The following is a 25,560-nucleotide window of genomic DNA, read 5'->3' as shown; positions in this document are numbered from 1 at the left end:
TGAATTATTATACTTTGGAAAGCAAAAATATGTAAGCAACATATTGCATAAAATAGAATTTTGTACAATTACATAGTGAATAGTCCAAAACCAATTTAGTACAATAAGGACTATCATTATTCCGGCGTTTGCAACAAAAAAAGAGGGGGTGTCATCACGACACACCCTCTTAAAATTATTATTATCAAATAACAAATAGTAAAACCTTTATTAATATCCTGTATTCTGCCAAGCAGCCTTTTGCTCGTCTGTCAAGTTAGTACCATCTTCATTTTGAAGTTGATCAAGGAATGTTTGAGGTATAGGACGAAGTAGGTGTTTTTCAGCTACATTCTTTGAAGCCTCAGGATTATAGAGTTTAGCACGTTTAACTAAAGTCTTTGTACGGCTAAGTTCTTCCCATCTATTCCATTCACCTAAACACTCGCGAGTTCTTTCATTAAGAATAAAGTTTATCAACCTATCTTTATCACCACTAACTCCCATAGCAGATAAAACTGATTCATCTTCTGCAGGCAAAGTTTTGTAACTAGCAATCTGCAAGCTAGAAGGATCTGTTGTTTTTGCTATACCAGTTGATAAATAGTATGTACTACGCTGTATAAATGATGCTTCAAATGCAGCCTTGTTATCAAGCTTAACTTTTTTTGCATCTTTACACTTGCCCAATACAGATGATGCAGTTGAATTGTCTTCATCACCACCATAGCTCTTCAAGAAAGCCATTGATCCATCTGTATAGAACTCTCTATTCTCACCATTCTTCCATTGTGCTCTTGCACGCAATAAATTAACAGTAGCAATAGCATCCTGGTATTTTTCCATACGTACTTGTGCTTCAGCCTTAATTAAGTATGTTTCACCTGTTCTAGCCATGATAACGTCACGATGTGCATCACCCTTTTCAGCAGTACGAGAACCATCATCTGCTTTATTTATACCACAGAAAACATTTGACTGAGATGGGTTTCCACTAACACCATATGTATTTAATACATATTTTCCGCCAAGATATACAGGGAATACGTTAGGCACCCACTTATTTGTATTTGGATTAACAAATGTATGAGCTGTTCCTCCACGACCGAAAGTACCATAGGTAGTCTCATCCTGGAAACGTGAATCATCCTTCTTATTAAGAATAAACATAATACCCTCATCACCTAACTGTGGCTGTTTATCACTTGTTATACCAAGACTCTTAACATTAGCAGGTATTTCAACATAATTATTCATTCCATAAACAGTCTTGAATGTCTTCCACATACGTGAGTCATTAACATTGTCAAATATAGAATAGCTATATTCTGTTGGACGGCAACGTTGGAAGTCCATACCTCCAATATATTGGCCACGCTGAACAAAGCCTCCTGAGAAGTTCGAGAACTGTGGAGTAAAGTAATTATAAGTACGGTTTCCAAAACGTCCTACAGCCGAAGAACTGTGCTGGCATGACATCAATATCTCTTTAGACTCTTCAGCCTTGCAATCAATTCCGGTCCACTTTGCATATAGATTATTATAATCACTCTCCAAAGGACAAGCAGCTATTACCTCATCACAAAGAGCAACAACTTTCTGAAGATCAGTAGTTGCATTATATGACGAATTCCAGTCACTGCAACGTTCTGACTGACGATAAAGTAATGCTTTGGCCAAGAAATGAGCCGCAGTATATTTTGTCCATGTTCCTGTACCACGCCAGCGTTCTATAGGTAATTTAGCATAAGCTTGTTCAAAATCAGAGATTACCTGGTTCAATGTCTCCTCAGCGGTTGCGCGCTTGAATGTCCTCACAACCCCTTGAGCTGGTTCAGTCTGAATAACTACTCCACCGTACTGTGCAAAGAGGCGATAGTAGTTATATCCGCGCAAGAAGTATGCTTCTCCTTCACATTTTGTGCGGACAGATTCATCGCTTACATAAACTGCAGAAGAGATAACCTCATTTGCAGAAGCAATACCGTAGTACATCTGATCCCAAAGAGCAGAGACACCAGGACAGTTATTATTTGCTGCACCATTTGCTGTAGTACAGTTTAGTGAGTTTAGACGGCTGTCATAAGTATTCCAAGGTTCAGATGTTAAATCAGCACCATTTGTAAATTCATCAGTACCATATAATGTGATACCATACGCCCACTCATATCCGAAGTGCCAACGTATATTACCATATAAGGCAGTTGCCAAGTCCTGAATTCCTTGAGATGTTTTGAAATAATCAGTTGTATATGAAGCCTTGTTTTCTTCATCTAAGAAGCTTTCACTGCATGAAGTAGATGCTACTGTCAATGCTAAAGAATATAGTAAAATATTTATCTTTTTCATGGTTTATTAAATATTGATATGTGAACTATTGATTAGAAACCTACTTGTAAGCCAAAAGAGAAACCTCTATTGTAGTATGTTGTTCCTAAATCCAAATCCATAAAGTCTACAGAAGAATATAAATTACCTAAGTTTTTAGCCTGAGCATATACTTTCAATGAGCTAATGCCAAGATTTCTTATAAGTTTCTGGTCAAAGTTATATCCCAATGATATATTGCGGACCTTTATGAAAGAAGCTTTTCTGAATCCAAGCAAACTTGAGAATTCATCACCTCCAGCGGTACTGTAAATTGGCTTTTGATATTCTGCACCTGTATTATCAGGAGTCCAATAATCTATCTCACGCTGATTGTACATACCATACTGACCTTCTGCTCCTTGATTAACCATATAGCCAAGTCGTCCGTTAAGTTCAATAGCAAGTTCCAATCCTTTATAGCTAAAGTTATTTGTCCATCCAATTACCCAGTTTGGAGTTGTGTTTCCAAGAATTTTCTTGTCTTTGCTATCTATAACAAAATCTCCATTTTGATCTACCGGTTTAACTTTACCAGCCTCAAATTTATGACCATTAGCATTGAACTTAGCCATTAACTCTGCATCTGCTTCTTGCCAAAGTCCGTCGTTATCAGTTCCATAGACAACTCCAATAGATTTACCAATAAACCACTCATTAGCGATATCATCTTCCTTACCATTTGACAATTCAACAATTTCATCTTTCTGATAAGAACCATTAAAAGTAGAGCTCCACTCAAAGTCACGTGTTCTTACCGGTATTACATTTAATGACAAGTCAACACCGAAATTCTTTGTCTTACCAACATTTGCATTTGTAGAGGCGAAACCTGTAAGAGTTGGGATGCTCATTGCAAGAAGAAGATCATTTGTCTTTGAGTGATATATATCAAGAGTACCACCGATTCTTCCATTAAGGAAGCTGAAGTCAACACCATAGTTAAACTGAGTTGTCTTTTCCCAACCTAAGTCCTTATTTGCCATAAGCACAGAATTTGATGTATAATATGGCTCATTTGTTGCATAAGCAGGAGTCAAAGTTTCTCCGAAAGGAACATAGAAACCTTGAATATTTCCTAGAGTAGAATAAGCACCAACAGCTGCATTACCGGTTGTACCTACACCGAAACGTAGTTTCAACTGATTAACCCATTTTATATCTTTCATAAAGTCCTCTTGATCCAAACGCCAGCCTAATGCAAGAGATGGGAAGAAACTCCATTTATTACCTTTTGCCAGAACAGAAGAGCCATCATAACGACCAGATATAGTCAGCAGATATTTTTCATTGAAAGAGTAGTTCAAACGGCCCATATAAGATGCAAGCTGATTTTCACTTAAGCTTGTTCCCATACCTGCTCCATAAGTTGTAGCATCTGTGATATCCACAGAGCCCATATTATACCATTCAAAATTCTCGTTAGGTATAGCACTAGCATTCTCAGAGCCACCTTCCTTATTATATTTTGAAGCAGATTGTAACAACGTCAAATTAAAGCTATGCTTTCCGAAACTTTTGGCATAATTAATCTGATTATCTAATGTCCATGAAAGATAACGGTCTGTAGAATATTTTGCATAATTCTTTGAACCCATCTTTACAGCAGAATCTTTGCCAATAAATATACCCTGACGATAATGACGGAAGTCTGGTCCGAAAGAGATCTTATATGAAAAGCCTTCTAATGGTTTCCACATCTTTCCGAAGTCGAATTGACCATAGAAACTACCTAAAGCTCTGAATGTTTCACGGTTATCAGTTGATTTAGTCCATTCGTCCACTACTGTATATACATTTGTTACAGAGCCACAAGGATTAGTTATAATAGTACCATCTTCAGTATATGGAACACCATATCTTGGTATAGCTTTAGCTGCACCATAGATATCTGTTGGACCTGAATTAGATGATTGCCCAGTGCGTGAATAACCATAATCCTGTACTGCCCATGAACCATTGATAGATCCACCAAGTTTCAACCATGGTTTTACCTGTAAGTCAACAGACATTGCAAAGTTATAACGAGAGTACTCCTGTCCTTTCTGAGTTCCCTTATTATTTAGATATCCTACTGAGAAGAAGGTCTGAGCAAACTCATTACCACCACTACCACTCAATGTATGTTCACTGGTGATACCTGTACGAGTTACCATTCCAGCCCAATCTGTGTCAGTTACTTTTGATCCATCCCATGTATCATTTACCCAACCTTTATTAACGTTAGCCAAAGCGGACTCATCACCTGAGAAATAATCTTGGTCTTTTGCGTAAGTTGGTTGATTACCCATTGGATTTTTTGCGGGATTAGAATTATAATATGCCCATCTACGCCATGTAATATAATCGCTGGCACTCATTGCCGGAGATTTATCTACTAGATTCTCAAGAGTTACAGAACCTGAGTAATTCAATGACATCTTTCCAACTTTTCCACGTTTTGTAGTGATAAGAACAACACCATTAGCACCACGAGAACCATAAATTGCTGTTGATGATGCATCTTTCAATATATCTATTGATTGTATATCACGTGGGTTGATTGATTCTATACCACCTGCACTCAAAGGTACTCCATCAACTACATACAGTGGAGATTGGGTTGCAGTAATAGAGCGGTTTCCACGAATATGTATTGATCCTACTGTACCAGGACGTTCACTTGAAGTAATATCAACACCGGCAGCCTTACCTTGTAGAGCTTCAAAAGCATTGCTCACTGGCTTAACATTAAGTTGCTCACCACTAACGCTGACCATTGCACCTGTTACATCACTCTTCTTTTGAACACCATAACCTACAACAACAACTTCACTTAAGGTTTTAGAGTCTTCCTTTAAGACAATCTTAAGATTTGAAGCAGCTTTTACTGATGTAGAAATATAGCCTATGTAAGAGATATTCAGCGTTGCATCTTTTGGAACACTTAATGTAAAATTTCCATCTAGGTCAGAAACTGTTCCATTAGTAGTTCCTTTAACAACTATACTTGCACCAATTATTGGTTCGCCAGATGTATCTACCACATTACCTTTAACCTGTATATTCTCCAAGACAGATTGTATAGATGAAGAATCTGGTCGTGCGAAAGTTGAAATACTACCTCCAAGAGATGAGGAACAAATCAAAATAGCTACAAGCAATTTTTGATTTACATTAAATTTAGATTTAATTCGTTTTTTCATTTTACTAGAAATAAGTTTTATATGACTCTGGTTATAAATAGTTTAAGGTAACGCTATCTATTAATCTAATAATAGATATGGACAACCATATTTAATATTTAAATATGATTTTGCTATACAAACATATCTGCATTTATAGGTAATACAAATGTAGAATCGTACAATTTGATGGAAAATATTTCATATTGAATAAAAAGTTAAGAAGTAAGAACTAGATTAATATCAAAACGGATATCTTTGCGAGCATTTTGATTATCAGCACTTATGCATTCTTCTATATTTCTACGATACTGAATAAAAGGATTAATGCAGGTAATTACTTTTATTGGTATATGATTCAAATAAATTGCCATTATCGTACAATAGTACATAACAATGGATGATAACACATTTTGCATGTTATCTACATTTCATATTTTTGTTTCTAAGATTTAGTTTTACAAAATGTCTTTTATTATACCTATATATAATATTATTGATTTTGTATATAAACGCAATAACGTAATAATCTCAGAAGTATAAATCATCAAAATAAGCGAAAACATCATTTATGAATAAGAATCTTGTAATAACCATTTTAATGGTACTTACCTGTGGAAAAATAGTTTCACAAGAGATCCCTAATCAGAAGGAAACACTTGCCACTTTAGTCAAAGTGAACAATCATTTTATGTCTAAATGGCCTGATCCAAGAACAGCTACATTTGTAGGAAAATATCGTTCCAGCAATCTTTGGACACGAGCAGTATATTATGAAGGACTGATGGAACTTTACAAAATATATCCTCAGGATACATTCTATAATTATATCTTTGATTGGGGGGAATTCCATAAATGGTGTCCTAGAGATGGAGCAGCGACAAGAAATGCTGATAACTATTGCTGTAGTCAGATATATATAGATATGTATAGGATTACAAAACAGTGGGGAATGATACAAAATGTAAAGACTAATATGGATATGTTAGTTAATACACCACAGGCTAATGATTGGAACTGGATTGATGCTATTCAGATGGGAATGCCTGTTTTTGCCAAGTTAGGCAATGTTACCGGTGAACAGAAATATTTCGATAAGATGTGGCAGATGTACGATTTCTCACGTAATCATGATGGAGATAATGGCATGTATAATGAGAAAGATGGGCTGTGGTGGAGAGATAAGGATTTTGACCCACCATATAAAGAGCCAAATGGAAAGAACTGCTATTGGAGTAGAGGAAATGGATGGGTTTATGCTGCTCTTGTTAGGGTGCTAGATGAAATACCATCTAATGAGACTCATAGAAATGACTATATCAAGGACTTTATTAATATGAGTAAGGCTTTGAAAAGCTGTCAGAGAAAAGACGGATTTTGGAACGTAAGTCTGCATGATGAAACAAATTTCGGCGGCAAAGAGACAACTGGAACTTCACTATTCATATATGGTATGGCATGGGGAGTACGTAATAATATACTAGACAGAAATGAGTATCTACCAATACTTCTCAAAGCATGGAATGCAGTTGTAAAAGATGCCGTACATAGTAATGGTTTCTTAGGATATGTACAAGGTACAGGAAAAGAGCCTAAAGACAGCCAACCTGTAACATACAATACCGTACCTAATTTTGATGACTTTGGAGTTGGATGTTTCTTGTTGGCAGGCACAGAAATCTATAAACTAAACTAAATGTTTTCATGAAAAGGTGTTATTTTTTAGTATAGGTAAAAGATTATGAAAAGGTCCTCTATGTATTCACATAGAGGACCTTAATTTATATTAGCATCAATGTTATTTTGCTATTGAGAATACTAGAACTCCTGCAGTCTCAATCAATGGTTTTCCTATAAGAACCTTTGCTTCTTTAGGGAGATCAAATTGATAAGGTTTATCAGAATAGTTAAGTACAATACCTAATCCATTTCTATATTCCATAGTTACTCCGAAAGGCAAATCCAATATTTGTACATTGTTTTTCGGATAAATTTTCTTCAATATATCCATTTCTAAAGCCCCATCTTGAGAATCAACTCCCACATATGTAATGCTACCTTTTCCTAGATCACGTGTTGTAACAGCTGGTGCACCTTCATAAAACTCATCGGTATATTTTGCTAAAACAGTTGCTTGCTGAGCTGGTTTTATTATCTCCCCCCATGTATTCCACTTATACACCTTATTATCCATTACAACTTTACCTGGGTCATTAGGGAGAAGTAGATCATAAAAATCAAGCTCATTACCTGTTAGTCTGTTTAGCATAGCTCCGAACTTAGCCTTAGGCAGACGTCCAAATCTATCTTTCTGAGCTGTTCTGCATGTAAGGATAAGATTACCACCATTCTCTACATATTTTATCCATTTGCTTACTAACTCATCATCAGCCAACTGATACGCTGGAGCAATCATGAAAGGATAGGCTGAAAAATCTTTATCTTCTGTTATGAAGTCAACAGGTGCCCCAAAAGATTTGAGTGCTTTATAATATTTCTCCACATGCCCTAATGTATTCCATGTAGCATTCTGCTTTTGTCTCTCTATACTCCATGAATTTTCATGATTGAAAAGTATGGCAGTGCGTCTTGCCAAATACTCCTTAGGCATAAGCTGACGAGGCTTATAATGCTTTCTAAGTTCTTTTATATCATTAACAAACTGACTATATTCATATCCTCCAGGAGTAACAGTCACGCCATCCGGTCCGATAATTCCATAATGATACTGTTCTGTTCCATAAAGTGGCTGTCGAAATCTGTATGTACAAACAAAATCACTTCCTCCGGCAAAAACGCTCCATAACCAGAGACGTACGGCTCCAGGTAGTGGCTGAGGATTTATACTTCCCCAGTTAACTTGTCCAGGTTGAAGTTCCATAACACCATAAGTACCTTGAACGGGACGGAAAAAATCATTTGCAAAAGCTATCCTAAGAGGATTGCCTACCCTATACCCTCTTCTTCCAATTCCTTCATTATCTCCATATACCATGTAACGAGTGTAGCTTTGGAAATCAAGAGATTTGCTTCCTCCGATATGTCCTTCCTCATAATTTGGGATATAGTTAGTTGTAACCCACTGATTCTTTGCATATCTCTTTATCAGTAAAGATTGCTCATTAAGAAAATCATTTGTCTGAGCAGCAGCGAAACGTCTGTAATCAAGAATCTGATGATGATTCATAAACATCTGTTTTCTCTTTGGCAATGTTATCTCATCAAATGAAGAGTAGACTTCACTCCAAAAGGCTGTGCCCCAAGCATCATTCAGAGCTTTTATATTTACATATTTCTTCTTGAGAAATTCACGGAAGGCCTTCTCTGCACTATCGTTATAGTCAAACTGTACAGCAGGCTCATTATCTAGTTGCCAACCAATTATTCTGGAATCATTACCATAATGTTCCGCTAATTTCTCAATCATTCTGTATGCCAACTTCCTATAAAGAGGTGAAGCAAAAGAGGCATGTTGACGTGCACCATGGTCAAGAATAGTGCCATCCTCCTCTTTAATTAAGATCTCAGGATATCTCCTTGAGAGCCATACCGGAGGGGTAGCTGTTGAGGTACACATTACAACTTTAAGATTATATTTCGCCGCTAAACCTACAGCCTTATCTAACCAAGCAAAGTCATATTTACCCTCCTCCGGTTCAAGTTGAGCCCATGCAAATTCAGCAAAATGGGTAAATTCAAATCCAAGATCATGCATCTTCTTAAAATCTCTATCCCATTCACTCTCGTCCCAATGTTCAGGATAATAATATACCCCGGTAAGAGTTAGATCCTTATCATTGAACCACCTTCCTTGAGCAGATAGTCCTAAGGTGGTTAAACAAGATAAAATCAATAAAAAAAGTTTCTTTCTCATTTTGTATATATTTTATTAATGTCTTTCAAGGTGTTGTCCATCCGCCATTTCAATATATTATTTAGGTATTAATGCAATATGCCAATAATAAGCAAATATAAATTATGACAGTAATTTATTATTAAATTTATTGAGCATTTGGATGGATTATCGTACATAATTGCTATTATTAACTCCCTTAACACAAGATTTATACAAAATTCCATTGATATGTACTTATATCTATTCTTGAAAATAGAATAACTAAATAATTTAGCTTGAAATTTTATAAAACTACATGCTATGAAGAGAATGCTATTCGCAACATTCCTTATTTTAACCTTTTTCTCTGCCAGTGCACAACAATATATTGACTTGTCTGGTAGATGGAAATTCTGTATTGACAGAAACGACAAAGGTATCATTGAGAAATGGTATAATAAGGTCTTGTCCGACAATATCAATCTACCAGGATCTATGCCCGAGAAACTTAAGGGGGATATGGTTACTGCAAAGACTAAATGGACAGGAAGTTTATACGACAGTTCATATTACTACAATCCATATATGGAAAAGTACCGTAAGGAGGGAAATATTAAATTCCCTTTCTTCCTTACTCCCAACAGACATTATGTTGGTGTTGCGTGGTATATAAAAGAGGTTACTATCCCTTCAAACTGGAATGGGAAACGCGTAGTACTTTTCTTGGAAAGACCACATATTGAGACAACAGTATGGGTGAACGGGAAAAAGGTAGGTATGCAGAATAGCCTGTGTGTGCCTCATCAATATGATTTGACAGGATATCTGCATAGTGGCAAATGCAAAATAGCAATAAGAGTTGATAACAGAATAAAAGATATAAACGTAGGAGCAGACTCCCACAGTGTTACCGACCAGACTCAAGGAAACTGGAATGGTATTGTAGGTGAGATCTCCTTAAAATGTACCCCAACTACATACTTTGATGATATTCAGGTATATCCTGATGTAGATAAGAAGCAGGCTTTAGTAAAGTTTACCATTAAGGGAAAAGGTAAAGCCGATATCGAACTCTCCGCCGAGAGTTTCAATACAGACAAGAAACATCGCATAAATCCTATAAGAAAAAGTGTACAACTTACTCAAGGAGGAATGACAACAGAAATGATTCTTCCTATGGGAGATAATATGCTTCTGTGGGATGAATTTGATCCTGCTCTATATAAATTGAAAGCTATAATTAAGACATCCAGAGGTGAACAGGTAAAAGAGGTTCAATTTGGTATGCGTAAGTTCGAGATAAGAGGTAAATGGTTTTATCTCAATGACATAAAGATTATGTTGCGCGGAACAGTTGAGAACTGCGACTTCCCTATCACCGGATATGCCCCAATGGATGTAGAAAGTTGGGAGAGAGTATTCAGAATTTGTCGCAATTACGGACTTAATCACATGCGTTTTCACTCTTACTGCCCACCAGAGGCTGCATTTATAGCTGCCGACAAGGTCGGCTTCTATCTTCAACCTGAAGGACCTAGCTGGCCAAACCATGGCCCTAAATTAGGTATGGGACAACCTATAGATAAATACCTCATGGATGAGACTATTGCTTTGACAAAACAATATGGCAATTATCCATCATACTGCATGCTTGCATGTGGCAATGAACCTAGTGGACGTTGGGTAGATTGGGTAAGCAAGTTCGTTGACTATTGGAAAGCTACAGACAACAGACATATGTATACCGGAGCATCTGTAGGCAATGGATGGCAATGGCAACCAAAGAGTCAATATCATGTGAAAGCTGGAGCGAGAGGACTTACATGGTCAAAAGCAAAACCTTCAACAGATGATGACTATAGGTTTCAGAACCGTATTGACACAGTCAAGCAACCATACGTGTCACATGAGACAGGACAATGGTGTGCATTCCCTAATTTTGATGAGATAAACAAATATACAGGAGTCAATAAAGCCAAGAACTTCGAAATATTTAAAGATATACTTGCAGACAACAATATGTCGGAGCAGGCACATATGTTCAATATGGCAAGTGGCAAACTGCAGGCACTATGTTATAAATATGAAATAGAGAAGACTTTACGTACACCCGACTATGCCGGATTCCAACTACTCTCATTGAATGACTATTCTGGTCAGGGCACTGCTCTTGTAGGAATACTTGATGTATTCTTTGAAGAGAAAGGTTATATGGATGCATCTTCATGGAAACGTTTCTGTTCTCCTACTGTACCGCTTATGCGCACTGAGAAGTTTGTTTACAATAACAGCGAACAGTTGAAAGCTAGTATTGAGGTTGCTCATTTCGGAAAAGCTCCAATTAGAAACACAAACATTCTATATACATTAAGTGATGAATATGGCAAAATATACTATCAGGGTAGAATAAATACTCCAGAAATTCCTATCGGCAATCTTAATAAGATAGGTGATCTCACATTCGACCTCTCCTCAATAAGCAAAGCTACAAAGCTAAACCTAGAAGTAAAAATAGAGGGAACAAGTTCAATTAATGGCTGGGATTTCTGGGTATATCCGGCAAAGACAGATATTGATATTGCCGATATTTACATCACTGATACTCTTAATAAAAAGGCTATCGACATCCTTGATAAAGGTGGTAAAGTACTAATTACCGCTGCCGGAAAGATAAATTACGGTAAAGAGGTTGTCCAACATTTCACTCCTGTATTCTGGAACACTTCATGGTTCAAGATGCGTCCACCACATACCACAGGTATTTTGGTGAACCCTAAGCATCCTATATTTAAGGAGTTTCCAACAGAATATCATAGTAATTTACAGTGGTGGGAGCTACTTAACAGAGCACAGGTAATGCAGTTTACTGATTTCCCTGCCTCTTTCCAACCAACAGTTCAAAGCATAGATACTTGGTTTATAAGCCGTAAGATTGGTACACTCTTCGAGGCTAATGTATCAAATGGCAAACTAATAATGACAAGTATGGATATCACCTCTAATCCGGAGGAAAGAATTGTTGCACGACAGCTCTTCAAGTCAATTGTAGATTATATGAATTCGGACTATTTCCGCCCCGAGAATAGCATAACATTGTCACAAATAAGCGACTTGTTCACAAAAAGTGCAGGCAAAGTGAAAACATATACCAATGAATCTCCTGATGAGTTAAAACCAAAAATCAATTAATATGAAATATACAATATTTGCTATATGTCTTCTTTCCATTATTTCGGTTAAAGCACAGACATATAAGTTCGATTTCACATCAAAGAAGAGCACAAAAAGTGGATATATAAAGATAAAGTCATCCGATAGGTTCTCTATAGATGCTAAATATGGATACGACATACAGCCATCGCCTAATGCCGGTGATAAAAAACCTTTCTTCTTCTCTGTACAACTTCCTGACGGAAACTATCATATTACCTCAATTATAGGTAGTAAAAAGTCATCAGGTAGCACTACTGTAAGAGGAGAATCAAGAAGACTCTTTTTTGAGAATGTAAAAACAGCAAAAGGAGAGTTAAAAGAGTGCTCTTTTACTATAAATAAAAGAGACAAACACATATCACCTAATGAGGATGTCTCAATAAAGCCACGTGAACAAAAGAAGTTAAATTGGGATGACAAGCTGACTTTAGAGTTCAATGGCGATGCTCCTCTATTATCAGAGCTTATTATCGAAAGAGTTGAAAATGTTCCTACCATATTCTTATGTGGCAACTCAACAGTTGTCGATCAGGATAATGAGCCTTGGGCCAGCTGGGGACAGATGATACCTCGCTTTTTCAATGACAGCGTATGCTTTGCAAACTATGCAGAGTCTGGAGAGAGTTCAAATACCTTCATTAGTGCTAAACGATTGAAAAAGGCCCTTACACAGATGAAAAAGGGTGATTATATATTGTTAGAGTTCGGTCATAATGATCAAAAACAGAAAGGACCAGGCAAAGGGGCTTACTACTCATTCATGACAAGCCTGAAAACATTCATTGATGAAGCCAGACTAAGAGGAGCTTACCCAATCTTGGTGACTCCAACTCAGAGACGTAGCTTCAATAATAGCGGAAAGATACAAGATACTCATGAGAACTATCCAGAGGCTATGAGATTCCTTGCAGCTAAAGAGAATATACCTATTATCGAGCTCAACGAGATGACACGTACCCTATACGAATCTCTTGGAGTGGAGAATTCTACAAAAGCATTTGTCCACTACCCTGCCGGATCATACCCGGGACAGAAGGTTGACCTTAAAGACAATACACACTTCAACCCATATGGTGCTTATCAGATAGCAAAATGTGTTATTGAGGGTATGAAAAAGAATAAATTACCTATTATTAAATTCTTAAGGGATGATTATAAGGAGTATAATCCTGCAAAACCAGACCCAATAGATAGTTTTAAATGGAGCAATAGTCCATTTACAGAGATTGAAAAGCCTGATGGGAATTAGTAAAATTTGAAAGCAGAACGTTGCGGAACATTTATCTCTGCTTCTGGTTGGGATGATAAGATCAGAATAAGTGATTTCAAGGTGAGCAACATATATGCAAAAGTTGGTAAAGCCGGAGTGATAAAATTCACCGACAAATTCATCATAAAGAAGATTCGTCTAAAGGTTGAAGATAGAAACAAGATTATCTTGAATAATAACAATAACGCTAAAATAGATGTCAAATATGATAAGGAATAAAACTATTAACTGCTATTTCTGCACAATCATCTTATGCATACTTTTCTCTGCAGGAAGTCTACATGCTCAATCAATACCCCTTACTCTGAAAGATGGGGCTGGGAAATTGAGACTTGGCATCATCTGTGGAGAGAAGAGCTGCTGGACAGATGAATGTAAAATAGATAATAGCGGTAATAGTTATTCTTTGACAGGTGGCCTATTGAAAAAAGGTAAACTGAAAATTACAGTATTAAGCCTACTTGATACAGATGGGCTGGTCATTCAGGTTACAGCCCAAAATTTAGCCGATGATGTTAAGTTATGCTGGGCTTTCGGTGGATGTCACGGTAAAGAGACAACTAGTAATATAAAGGATATAAACCCTCAGGAGTGTAAAGACAATGTGTTCTGTACAGAAGGAAATGCATTCACTTCTTACTATGGAGAAGTAATGAAATTAAAGACTATTAATGGTGTCATGCCACAAGGAAACAATATCCTTTTAGTAGATGCACACAAGCAAACCTCTCCTATTGAACTTATAAATTCAAGTAAGAAAACTGATGCAACTGTTATCTCCTCAACCGCTAAACTTAACAATGAGTCCCCTTTATATATCTGTCTTTATAAGCAAAATAATAAGGCAGACTATAACTATTCATTACTACCAAGTCTTTTTAATACGACTCTAAAAGCAAAAAGATGAAAAGTCTCAGTGTATATATGATTATGACGCTTTTAAGCATTAGCGTATATGCTCAGGAGTTTAAGATATATCAGTTCCAAACTGATAAGACACCTGTTATCGATGGTAATGGTGACGACTGGAAATCTGTTCCCGAGAGTTATAATTTAACTGAGGCACTACTCACCGATGATGAGAAGAAGCACGAACGTCCCGATGAGAAAACATTAAAAGTTAACGTAAAGGTAGGATGGAGTGTAAGTGAGCAGAAGATATATTTCCTATACGAGGCATACGATAACTATTGGCGTTTCAGCGAGAATTCTTTAAACACCGACATCTTCGAGGTTGTTGTAGATGGCGATTGTTCCGGTGGACCTTTCATTGACCGTTTTCACCCGACAGCATCTAAGGATGTATGGCAAGCATGGTTTAAGTTTCATGGATGTTCAGCACAGAACTATCATATATTCACCCCTCCTCATGGAGAAGACTGGTGCATGCTTTGGGGACCACAAGTGTGGCTTAAGAAGAAACCTTACTCCGACTTTGCATATAAATATGATTTCAAAGAGGGTGGATCAGGGAAACTTATCCTTGAATTTTATATTACTCCTTTCAATCATGCAGATGCTGATGGCCCTGAGAAATCAAGACAATCTATACTTAAGGAGGGAAATGAAATAGGACTATCTTGGGCAATCATAGATTGGGATGAAAATCCTACATCAAAAGATGGATTCTGGAATCTCTCCAACGAGCATAAAATGTACGGAAATGCATCTTTCCTACGTAAGTTTAAACTAATGCCAACAAATAAAAAATCATGAAAAAGCTAATTATTATAACACTTTGTATCATCCCTTTGATTCTTCAGGCAAAGGTGTACAATGTAAAAGATTATGGTGCAAAAGCAGATGGCATAAATATAGATTCTCAATCAATAAACAGTGCTATTGAAGATGCAGCAAAGAATGGCGGAGGTACAGTATATATGCCCTCTGGTGACTATTCATGCTACTCAATCCGACTCGCCAGTCACATAAACCTATATCTGGAGCAAGGTGCAAGAATAATAGCAGCTTTCCCTACTGAAGAACAAGGATTCGATAATGCTGAAAATAATGAACATAACAAGTTCCAAGATTTTGGACATAGCCATTGGAAGAACTCCCTTATATGGGGAATCAACTTGAAGATATAACTATCAGCGGACCGGGAACTATTTATGGAAAAGGACTGACCAGAGAAGAGAGCAGGTTGGCAGGCGTAGGCAACAAGGCCATAAGTCTTAAGCTATGCAAGAATATCACACTAAAAGATTTCTCCATGTTCAACTGTGGTCACTTCGGACTCTTGGCGACAGGTGTAGACAATCTTACAATAATAAACGTCAAGGTCGATACCAACCGCGATGGATTTGATATTGACTGCTGCAAGAATGTACGTATAAGCAATTGCAGTGTCAACTCACCATGGGACGATGCTATCGTTTTGAAATCATCGTATGCACTTGGATATTTTAAAGATACAGAAAATGTGACTATATCAGACTGCTTTGTTAGCGGATACGACAGAGGTAGCATGCTCGACTGCTCATGGCAAAGAGATGAGCCACAAGCTCCCGATCATGGATATGTCACAGGAAGAATAAAATTAGGCACAGAATCCAGCGGTGGATTTAAGAATATAGCTATAACAAATTGTATATTTGAACGTTGTAGAGGATTGGCTCTTGAGAGTGTTGACGGTGGAAAGCTTGAAGATATTGTGATAAGCAATATTACGATGAGAGATATAGTCAACTCACCACTTTTCTTAAGGCTAGGTGCAAGACTGAGAAGTCCGCAAGGTACTCAGGTAGGAAGTATGAAACGTATCATAATAAGCAATATAAACGTTTTCAATGCCGATTCCAGATACTCATCTATAATAAGTGGCATACCTGGTCACAAAATAGAGGATGTTACCCTGAGCAATATCAACATATATTATAAGGGAGGATATAGCAAAGAAGATGGAGAGTTGAAAGCTGCAGAACAGGAAAAGGTCTACCCTGAGCCATGGATGTTCGGTACTATTCCTGCCAAAGGATTTTACATACGCCATGCAAGTGGAATAACTTTAAACGGTGTCAACTTCCACTATCATAATAGTGATGAGAGACCACTTATGGTGACTGATGATGCAGATAATGTAGAATACAGATATATTACTGTTGATGGAAAGAAGTATTAATATCAAAATGAATACCGGTAACAACTATGAATAGGAAATTATTATTTTTATCTCTTACCCTTGCCTCCATGAATTTGCAGGCACAGCAATGGCCACCTGTACAACAGGAAGCATATCCCGCAACAAGATGGTGGTGGCTGGGAAGTGCTGTCGACAAAGATAACATCACATACAACCTTCAGGAATTTTCCAAAGCAGGTATTAAAGGAGTTGAAATAACTCCTATCTATGGTGTACAAGGTAATGACAATAACAATATAACTTTCTTGAGCAGCAAATGGATGGAAATGCTTAAGTATACCCAGGCTGAAGGTAAAAGGCTGGGGGTAGAAATTGACATGAACACCGGAACAGGATGGCCTTTCGGAGGTCCTAATATAGATATCAAGAATGCTGCTACTAAAGCTATTTTCCAATCCTATAAAGTCAAAGGTGGAGAAAAGACCGATATCAACATAGAGGTTAATGATAAGAGACAGGAACCTGTAGCAATATTGAGCAGGGTGATGGCATACAATAATAAAGGTAAATGCTTTGACATAACCTCGTATGTGAACAATGGAAGATTACTTTGGAATGCACCTAAAGGAGAATGGGAAATCATTGTCCACTATATAGGCAAGACTTTTCAGAAGGTTAAGAGAGCAGCACCTGGAGGAGAAGGTTATGTGTTAAACCATTTCGACAAAGAGTCTGTACGACTTTATCTCGAGAACTTTGACAAAGCATTCAAGAAGAATGGTGTTGCCTATCCGCATACATTCTTCAATGATTCATATGAAGTTTACGGAGCAGATTGGACTCCCGATTTTCTTGAACAGTTCTATAAAAGACGCGGATACAAATTAGAAGAACATTTTCCTGAATTTCTTTCAAAAGAGAGAAATGAGAAAACAGCACGTATCATTTGCGACTATCGTGAAACAATATCCGACTTGCTAATCGAGAACTTCACAACACAATGGACTGCGTGGGCAAATTCAAATGGAAGTATAACTCGTAATCAGGCACACGGTTCTCCTGCAAATCTTATTGATACCTATGCTTCTGTAGACATACCCGAGTGTGAAGGTTTCGGGCTTTCTCAGTTTCATATTAATGGGTTGAGACAAGACTCACTGACAAAGAAGAACGACTCCGACTTTTCCATGCTAAAATATGCCTCATCAGCTGCACATATTACAGGGAAAAGATTCACATCGTCCGAAACATTTACATGGCTGACTGAACATTTCAGAACCTCTCTTGCACAATGCAAGCCGGATATGGACCTAATGTTCGTCTCGGGTGTGAATCACATGTTCTTTCACGGAAGCACCTATTCTCCCAAAGAGGCAAAATGGCCAGGATGGAGATTCTATGCCTCTATAGATATGTCTCCTACAAACAGCATTTGGAGAGATGCTCCATCTTTCTTTGATTATATTGCCAGATGTCAATCTTTCCTTCAGATGGGAAAACCTGATAATGATTTTCTTGTTTACCTACCAATATATGATATGTGGCAGGAACAACCGGGACGATTGTTACTATTTACAATACATGAAATGGCTGAAAGAGCTCCCAAGTTTATTGAAACAGTAAATAGTATTTCTAAATGCGGATATGATATGGACTACATATCAGATAGCTTCATAAATAGCCTATCATGCCAAAATGGTAATCTCATTACAAAGGGTGGAACAAGTTATAAAGCTATAATTATACCTGATGTAAAGTTTATGCCTCCTCATGTTTTGGCACACCTTATAGAGTTGGCTAAAGATGGAGCAACACTCATTTTCACAGAGGACTATCCAAAAGATGTACCAGGATATGGAAACCTGAAAAACAGGTATAAGCAGATGAGTGATATACACAAATTGCTTCCACAGGTAAAATCATTTGGTGAAACTGTAGTTACTAACTTCAGTAAAGGTAGAATTATCACAGGAAGCGACTACATATCTGTACTTAGTAAGACAGGCATCCAAAGTGAGGAGATGAGTACGCTATATGGATTGAAGTATATACGTAGGACCAATGAAAATGGACACCACTACTTCATTTCCGCACTTCAGAATAAAGGATTCGAAGGATGGCTTCCACTATCAATACAGGAAGGTACAATTATGATGTTCAACCCTATTACAGGAGAAAAAGGATTAGCCTCAACACGTACCGTTAATGGTAAGAAAGAGATTTATCTGCAGCTCCGTTCAGGAGAGAGCATAATCCTACAGTCATTCAATAAGCCAATAGAGAATGTAGAGAAATGGCAATATATATCCGAGAAGCCGGGAGTAATATACATCAATCATGGATGGAAACTCTATTTCAAAGAGAGTGAGCCTAAGATTGATAAGACATTCGATATAGATACTCCTTCGTCATGGACACTTCTTGATGATTCCATTGCCAAGAAGACAATGGCTACCGGAGTTTATACTAACGCCATCGATGTAAACAAGGCAAATACAGATGATTGGATACTCGATCTGGCTGATGTAAGGGAGAGTGCACGTGTGTATATAAACCACAACTATGTCGGTACATTATGGGCTGTACCTTACAGACTTAAAGTTGGTAAATGGCTGAAAGAAGGAAATAATATAATTGAAATTGAGGTCACAAACCTGCCTGCTAACAGAATCTCAGAGATGGATAGAAAAGGTGAAAAGTGGCGTATATTCAATGAGATAAATGTAGTTAACTTAAACTATAAAGATATTCCATATAACAATTGGCAACCTATGCCATCTGGACTAAATGGAAATGTAAAATTGATTCCAATAGATTATCGTTCATAGAATTTTGATTATGTAAGTTCCATGAAATCCAGAAATGGTTTCATGGAACTTCTTTTTTATAATGCTTTGACCTCAACAGTACATGGAGTCTCAAGTTCACTCTTCCATATCTTGAGATAGTCATACCACTCTTTATCATCTTTAAACCCGAAGCTCTCTTTCTTCGAAGTAAATGTAGTATAGTAGCGTAATGAACTCTTTCCCGGAGCAGATATCTCATAAAGATAATTTTCTTTGTCAGCATGTTCCTTGCCACATATCTGTTTAGGGATGAATGTTCCAATACCAACAGTCTCTTTAGCGTACTTAATTGTATCATTTACAGGGAAGTCAGTACCCCAGCTTCCAACCAATCCTTTATGGTCGGAAAACATCGAACTATTCTCTTTTAGTTTCTGTACACCTGAAGAAAAGTTCACATTGCCTAACTTCTCATCGAATATCACATCAATGACAATATCACGATGACCTGCGTATAAAGTGTATCTGTTAATCATATTATATTCATTACCTTTATACTCCCATCCTATTACCTTTGCCTGAGCAATAGACCTTACAGGCCCTGAAGATATAATTCTCTCCTCTCTCTCGATAACTGGTTGTATGTGTGTAGCATTGCTACCATCCCATCCCTTAAAGGCACCTATTCCACAGCTGTTATTGACTCTCAACACATCATCTCCATAACCTGCCTTAAGCTGCTCATCCGTAGGATAGAACTTTGTAGCATTAATCTCAAGTCCTTTATTAAATTTACCATAAGGATCTATAGTCTGTTTTTCATTAAAATATACTCTATAAGCCACAAGTTCACTCTCGAAAGCCGGGCCATGATGATGAGTAAAACTATATACATTTTCATCTCCTTTGGCAGAGAAAGAGGTTATATATGCCAGCTTACCTTTGCCATTATATGCCATCATCTCTGCAAAAGTCCTTGCCTTATATACTTTAGTAGATTTCTCACTGCTAAATAGTACAGTGAAACTCTCTTTACTGTTTGCAGCCATATCGGTCACAAAAGCCAACTCGTCGTATTTTGCATCTTGGTTCAAGTCATCAAGTTGTGATGCAATTTCTTGATTACCTTTTAATACTACAGCCGATTTTATCTTGAAATCACATTTTATATCATTCAAACTGATAACTACAGGGTTATCTTTTTTATCATGATTTGAGCTGTTTACGACCTTCACTATATATTTTTTTTTGCTTTGCCTGTGAATATATTGATAATGGAACTGCCACCATCAGCAAAAGCGTTAACAATAATTTGTTTCTCATAAGAAAATCTATTCTTGTTTATTATTAATTTGGTTATTATCTTGAATATCCTCTTTTCCACGTATGTATACAGATGGTGCTACTCCAAATTGTTGTTTGAAGCATTTGCTGAAATAGAATGGGTCGTTTATACCAACCTTATATGATACTTCAGCAACATTGTAGTTATGCGACATAAGAAGTTCTGCAGCTTTTTTCAACCTTACCACCCTAATATATTCATTAGGAGAGTAACCTGTTACACCTCTAACTTTACGGTAGAACACAGTTCTTCCAAGGCCAACCATAGATGCAAATTCGTCTACAGTAAACTCTGCATTGTCTATCTGGCTCTCCATAATTTCTTGAAGTCTGTCTGCAAATTGTTTATCTTTATCAGATGTACATAATGACGGTCTGATAGTATTTGGATCATTCGAGAACTTCTCACGTAACTTGTCACGTTGTTCAATAAGTTTGAATATACGTGTAAGGAGTAGTTTTGTGCTGAAAGGTTTTGTAATATAAACATCCGCTCCACTCTCGGCACCCTCTATCTGATTCTCTGTTGTGCTCATCGCAGTAAGAAGAATTATAGGAATATGGCTTGTGCTGAAGTCATTCTTCAATTTCTTGGTAACCTCAAAGCCATTCATTCCCGGCATCAGCACATCGCAGATTATAAGGTCAGCATCATATGAACGTGCTCGTTCATATCCTGACTCTCCATCTGCCTCGGCAATAACATCAAAATATTGTCCTATTTCATCCTTGAGGAATGTACGCACATCATTATCATCCTCAATTATCAATATCTTATGCTTGTTAATTGGCTGTTGACATATCTCTTTCTCCTCGTGATTTTCTGGTTCCTTTTCCTCAGCCAAAACAGCTTGATTATGAGATTCCTCCTCTAATAAAATATTATTTGGAACCAAGAAGTCATTAGGGTCATAAACTGTAGGATCTGTAGGTAAGGTAACAGTAAAGAGTGATCCACCACCATCATTATCATTATATGTAATAGTGCCTTTCAACGCCATAACGAGTCCATGTGCAAGATTCAGGCCCACTCCGATGCTTCCACCAGAGTAGCTACTATGAGCAAAACGTTTAAATAATTCGTCTCTTTTCTCATTAGGAATTCCCACACCATTATCTGAAACACGAATAGTTATATTCTTCTCAACCTCATTGACTGATATAGACATGTTTACCCTTCCTCCACTAGGAGTATACTTAAATGAGTTGGACAAGAGGTTGTAAGTAATCTTATCCAAAGATCCCTTATCAGTAAACATTTTATATGATTTGAGATCTGAGGAGAATGAATAATCCATTTTCTTAGCCCACGCCGCATCTTTGAAACTTTGAAATATTTCATGAAGGAAAGATATTGCATCAATCTCTTCCAAAGAGAGTGAGAACTTATTATTCTCTATTTTACGGAATACCAGAAGCTGGTTTATAAGACGTAACATACGTTGAGTACTCTTATCCATAATATCTATAGAGCTCTTCATATCTTTTGGCACCTTTTCTGAGCTCTGTTCTATTCTCTCAAGTGCTCCTTGGATAAGTGTCAGCGGCGTACGGAATTCATGAGATATATTAGTAAAGAAAACCAATTTATACTCTGATATATGCTTTTCAACCTGAATCTTATTTCGCAATGAATTGAAGTTATTCACTAATCTAAATGTTATGTAAAGGAATGCAATTATCAAAATAGCATAAATAATGAAAGCCCAGGTTGTCTTCCAATATGGAGGAAGAATAACTATATTAATTACTGCCTCTTTTTCTGCCCATTTCCCAACTACATTACATGCTTTAACACGCAATTTATATGTTCCAGGTGATAGATTCTTGTATACAGCAAAATTCAAAGAGGATGGCTTGCTCCATTCACTGTCAAAATTTTCGAGTTTATAAGTGTATTTAGCCGAATTATTCCCAAAGTAGTCGAATGTTGAAAAATTCACCTCGAAAGAGTTCTGATAATATTTCAGTTGTAATTCATCCGAATATATCAGAGCCTTTTTAAGTGGAGAGTCAGAATCTCCCGGGCGCATTAGTATACCATTAATTCTCAAATTGGTAAATTCCACCTTTGGATCAAATATTTTCTTTTTATTTACCTTATCTGTTGAAAGGATTACTAGTCCATGATTTGTTCCAAAAAGTAAATTTCCATCTCCACTAATACATCCACTATTTTCACTGTATACATTGCCAAGTGTAAAAGAGGAGAAGAAGAAATTCTCGAAAGATTCATTTGTCGGATCAAAACATGAAATACCATATTCTGTAGATATCCATATCTTTCCTCTGCTATCTTCAACTATAGCTTGTACCATATTACTTATCAGTCCATTAGCGACATCGTAACTTTTGAATTTAGGATTATTGTAGTCGCCATTAGGCATACACACACAGAACCCTTTTCCTGATGCACCAATCCACATACGCCCCTTACTATCCTTATAGATGCATTTAATCTCGTTACTATACATCTTATTATTATTGTAATTATAAGTATAGTAGTTTTTTTCAGAAGCAATCAATGAGTCCGGATTAAAGACATATAACCCATCACTTGTTCCTACCCAAAGCCACCCACTTTTATCTTCCTGAATAGTTCTTATCTGTTTTTGGCTATACGTTTTATTAAAGAAATGTTTGAAGTGGTAGCCATTTTTGTCTTTCACTGCCAAATCAAGTCCACCGCCGAATGTACCTATCCACATTCTACCTTTTCTATCTTTATAAATAGAGAAGATATTATTGTTGGATATAGATGTAGGATCATAAGAGTTGTTTTTATACCATTTTCCATCTATCTCCAAACCATTTCCACGACTACCTAACCACATCTTTCCATCAGGTCCTTGGGCAGCAGAATAAATATTGGAATCAAAACTCTGCTTACTCTCCATTTTTTGAAATTTTGAGTCGTATGTATAGAGTCCCCCTCGTCGGGTACCAAGCATTATTCTGTTATTTGGCATCCTCACCAACATCCTGACAGCATTTGAACGGTCAAGAAGAGATTCATTCTCAGGGAAAATACGTCGGGCACCTTCATTCAAGACTGACAAATGAGATATTCCGGTATACTCAGAACTTACCCATATGCCACCTGCCCTATCCTCCATAACATATTGTAAGAAGTTGGATGGTATATGGCTGAATCCTGTATTATTTGATACAAAATGCTGTAGTTCGTCATTGCTCAAATCATACGCAAATAGGCCATTTCCATATGTTGATATCCATATAATATCACGTGAATCATGAATAATATGATATCTCTCCTGATCAATATAGTTTACCTTGTCAGCCGGAATAAGTTGGAATGATTTAATCTGCTTGGTTTTATGGTTTACATACCATACTTTCCCGGAGTGGTTGAATACCCATAAATTCCCTTTATTATCAATTATGGTCTGTCCCCCTTTAATGTCAATATCTCTGTATTTCTTTAGTTCATGAGTCTTCAGATTAAACTGATAACTACCATTATTAGTAAAAATAATCCAATCCTCATTCAGACGAAACTCACCAGAAACAGTTACTCCACCTCCGCAACTGCCAACCTTTACAAGATTTTCATCTTTATTTCCACCTAGTGAGGCTAAAATATCACCAGATACAGATAAGAAAAAGACATCACCTTTGTATGATATAATTTTCCTTGCATCATGTTTCCCCGATTTTTTATAACACTTATCATTTTTGACTAAAGCTATTCCATCTTGAGTTCCTATCCATATTCTCCCTTTTGTATCCTCAAATACATACTTCACTTTGTTAGAAAATAGATTGTTGTTCTCTTTCTTGAATGTTATGGATGTAAATTTATCATTAGCATAAGTAATCTTTCTACAGCCATTTCCATCTTGCCACAACCACACGTTACCTTTACTATCAATAAATCTATTGGAGTATGGCTGTTCATATTCCCCACATCCTGTGAAGTCAACAAAACAGTCTTGCTTTAAGTCAAAGCAACTGACTAATTCTGCAGATGTAGATATCCATAGGAATCCTTTTTTATCCTCCTGAAGATCAGTAATACGATGGTCAGCAAGAGAGAGTTTAGCTCCACGTTCCGGGCGGATTGTAAGAAAGGAATAACCATCATAACGATTTAAGCCATTTAATGTGCCAAACCACATAAAGCCCTTCTTATCTTGATATATATAGCGTATAGAATTATTAGCAAGTCCCTCATTTGTAGTAAGATGAGTGGAGCGGATTTCAATAGTAGCAGAAATAGTCTGACATAATAGAGTAAAAAGTATAACTATTATAGTCTTAGTGTTTTTCATGTTCCGAATTTAGTCAGTTAAAGTAACGCAAATGTAGGTTTTTTTTTCTACAATTTAAATAAAAACATAATATACTCAGCATCAATATATTCATAATACAATCTTTCCTGACAAAAAAGAATTATTTATACAATAAGGCTTATATAAGAAATAATATTTATGCAAGAATTACATTTCTTAAAATAATAAACTTCTTCATGAACAAAAAAAAGCAATATCTTT

12 protein-coding genes and 1 pseudogene are annotated in these 25,560 nt (G+C 36.8%); 8 read left to right on the top strand and 5 right to left on the bottom strand.

The annotated features are described in order from the left end of the window. Nucleotides 1-210: 210 nt before the first annotated feature. Both JCM15092_RS02695 and JCM15092_RS02690 read right to left on the bottom strand, forming a co-directional pair. Complete coding sequence (locus JCM15092_RS02695; RefSeq protein ID WP_024993307.1) at nucleotides 211-2,328, bottom strand: RagB/SusD family nutrient uptake outer membrane protein; 2,118 nt, start codon at nucleotides 2,326-2,328, stop codon at nucleotides 211-213. A 32-nt stretch (nucleotides 2,329-2,360) separates the two neighbouring features. After that, nucleotides 2,361-5,531, bottom strand: a complete 3,171-nt coding sequence (locus tag JCM15092_RS02690) for a SusC/RagA family TonB-linked outer membrane protein (RefSeq protein ID WP_024993306.1) — start codon at nucleotides 5,529-5,531, stop codon at nucleotides 2,361-2,363. 550 nt (nucleotides 5,532-6,081) lie between these two features. Here JCM15092_RS02690 and JCM15092_RS02685 point away from each other — a divergent pair. Continuing rightward, nucleotides 6,082-7,206, top strand: coding sequence for a glycoside hydrolase family 88/105 protein (locus tag JCM15092_RS02685; protein ID WP_024993305.1), 1,125 nt, complete (start codon nucleotides 6,082-6,084; stop codon nucleotides 7,204-7,206). Between the two features lie 102 nt (nucleotides 7,207-7,308). Here the strand turns inward: JCM15092_RS02685 and JCM15092_RS02680 are convergent, their stop codons facing one another. Continuing rightward, the gene (locus tag JCM15092_RS02680) at nucleotides 7,309-9,384 is read right to left on the bottom strand and encodes a beta-galactosidase (RefSeq protein WP_024993304.1); all 2,076 of its coding nucleotides are present in this window, start codon (nucleotides 9,382-9,384) and stop codon (nucleotides 7,309-7,311) included. A 282-nt stretch (nucleotides 9,385-9,666) separates the two neighbouring features. Here JCM15092_RS02680 and JCM15092_RS02675 point away from each other — a divergent pair, with 282 nt between their 5' ends. The 7 genes and pseudogenes from JCM15092_RS02675 to JCM15092_RS02645 all read left to right on the top strand — a co-directional run bounded on the left by JCM15092_RS02675 (nucleotide 9,667) and on the right by JCM15092_RS02645 (nucleotide 19,741). Next, the gene (locus tag JCM15092_RS02675; protein ID WP_024993303.1) at nucleotides 9,667-12,534 is read left to right on the top strand and encodes an exo-beta-1,4-galactosidase; all 2,868 of its coding nucleotides are present in this window, start codon (nucleotides 9,667-9,669) and stop codon (nucleotides 12,532-12,534) included. 1 nt (nucleotide 12,535) lies between these two features. Next, nucleotides 12,536-13,807, top strand: coding sequence for a rhamnogalacturonan acetylesterase (locus JCM15092_RS02670; protein WP_024993302.1), 1,272 nt, complete (start codon nucleotides 12,536-12,538; stop codon nucleotides 13,805-13,807). A 6-nt stretch (nucleotides 13,808-13,813) separates the two neighbouring features. Next, a complete protein-coding gene (locus tag JCM15092_RS02665) occupies nucleotides 13,814-14,047 on the top strand; it encodes a hypothetical protein (protein WP_024993301.1) in 234 nt (77 codons plus the stop codon). After that, entirely contained in the window at nucleotides 14,034-14,735 is a 702-nt protein-coding gene (locus JCM15092_RS02660; protein WP_159101361.1) for a DUF4450 domain-containing protein, read from the top strand. The genes JCM15092_RS02665 and JCM15092_RS02660 overlap by 14 nt, the downstream gene beginning before the upstream one ends. Beyond that, a complete protein-coding gene (locus tag JCM15092_RS02655) occupies nucleotides 14,732-15,544 on the top strand; it encodes a hypothetical protein (protein ID WP_024993299.1) in 813 nt (270 codons plus the stop codon). Before JCM15092_RS02660 ends, JCM15092_RS02655 begins: the two co-directional genes overlap by 4 nt. Further along, nucleotides 15,541-16,952, top strand: a pseudogene (locus tag JCM15092_RS14705) (rhamnogalacturonidase). The gene JCM15092_RS02655 and the pseudogene JCM15092_RS14705 overlap by 4 nt, the downstream one beginning before the upstream one ends. A gap of 26 nt (nucleotides 16,953-16,978) precedes the next feature. After that, nucleotides 16,979-19,741: an alpha-L-rhamnosidase gene (locus JCM15092_RS02645; RefSeq protein ID WP_024993298.1), complete on the top strand. Its 2,763-nt coding sequence runs from the start codon at nucleotides 16,979-16,981 to the stop codon at nucleotides 19,739-19,741. Nucleotides 19,742-19,797: 56 nt separating this feature from the next. Here JCM15092_RS02645 and JCM15092_RS02640 read toward each other — a convergent pair whose 3' ends face one another. Together JCM15092_RS02640 and JCM15092_RS02635 are read right to left on the bottom strand one after the other, a co-directional pair. Beyond that, entirely contained in the window at nucleotides 19,798-20,937 is a 1,140-nt protein-coding gene (locus JCM15092_RS02640; RefSeq protein WP_024993297.1) for a DUF4861 domain-containing protein, read from the bottom strand. 96 nt (nucleotides 20,938-21,033) lie between these two features. Further along, nucleotides 21,034-25,338: a hybrid sensor histidine kinase/response regulator transcription factor gene (locus JCM15092_RS02635; protein WP_024993296.1), complete on the bottom strand. Its 4,305-nt coding sequence runs from the start codon at nucleotides 25,336-25,338 to the stop codon at nucleotides 21,034-21,036. Nucleotides 25,339-25,560: the final 222 nt, after the last annotated feature.

This window comes from Phocaeicola paurosaccharolyticus JCM 15092, assembly GCF_000613805.1.
Classification (GTDB): Bacteria; Bacteroidota; Bacteroidia; order Bacteroidales; family Bacteroidaceae; genus Phocaeicola; species Phocaeicola paurosaccharolyticus.
Note: the sequence above shows the minus strand (reverse complement) of the source record. Positions and strands in the feature narration are given on the sequence as shown.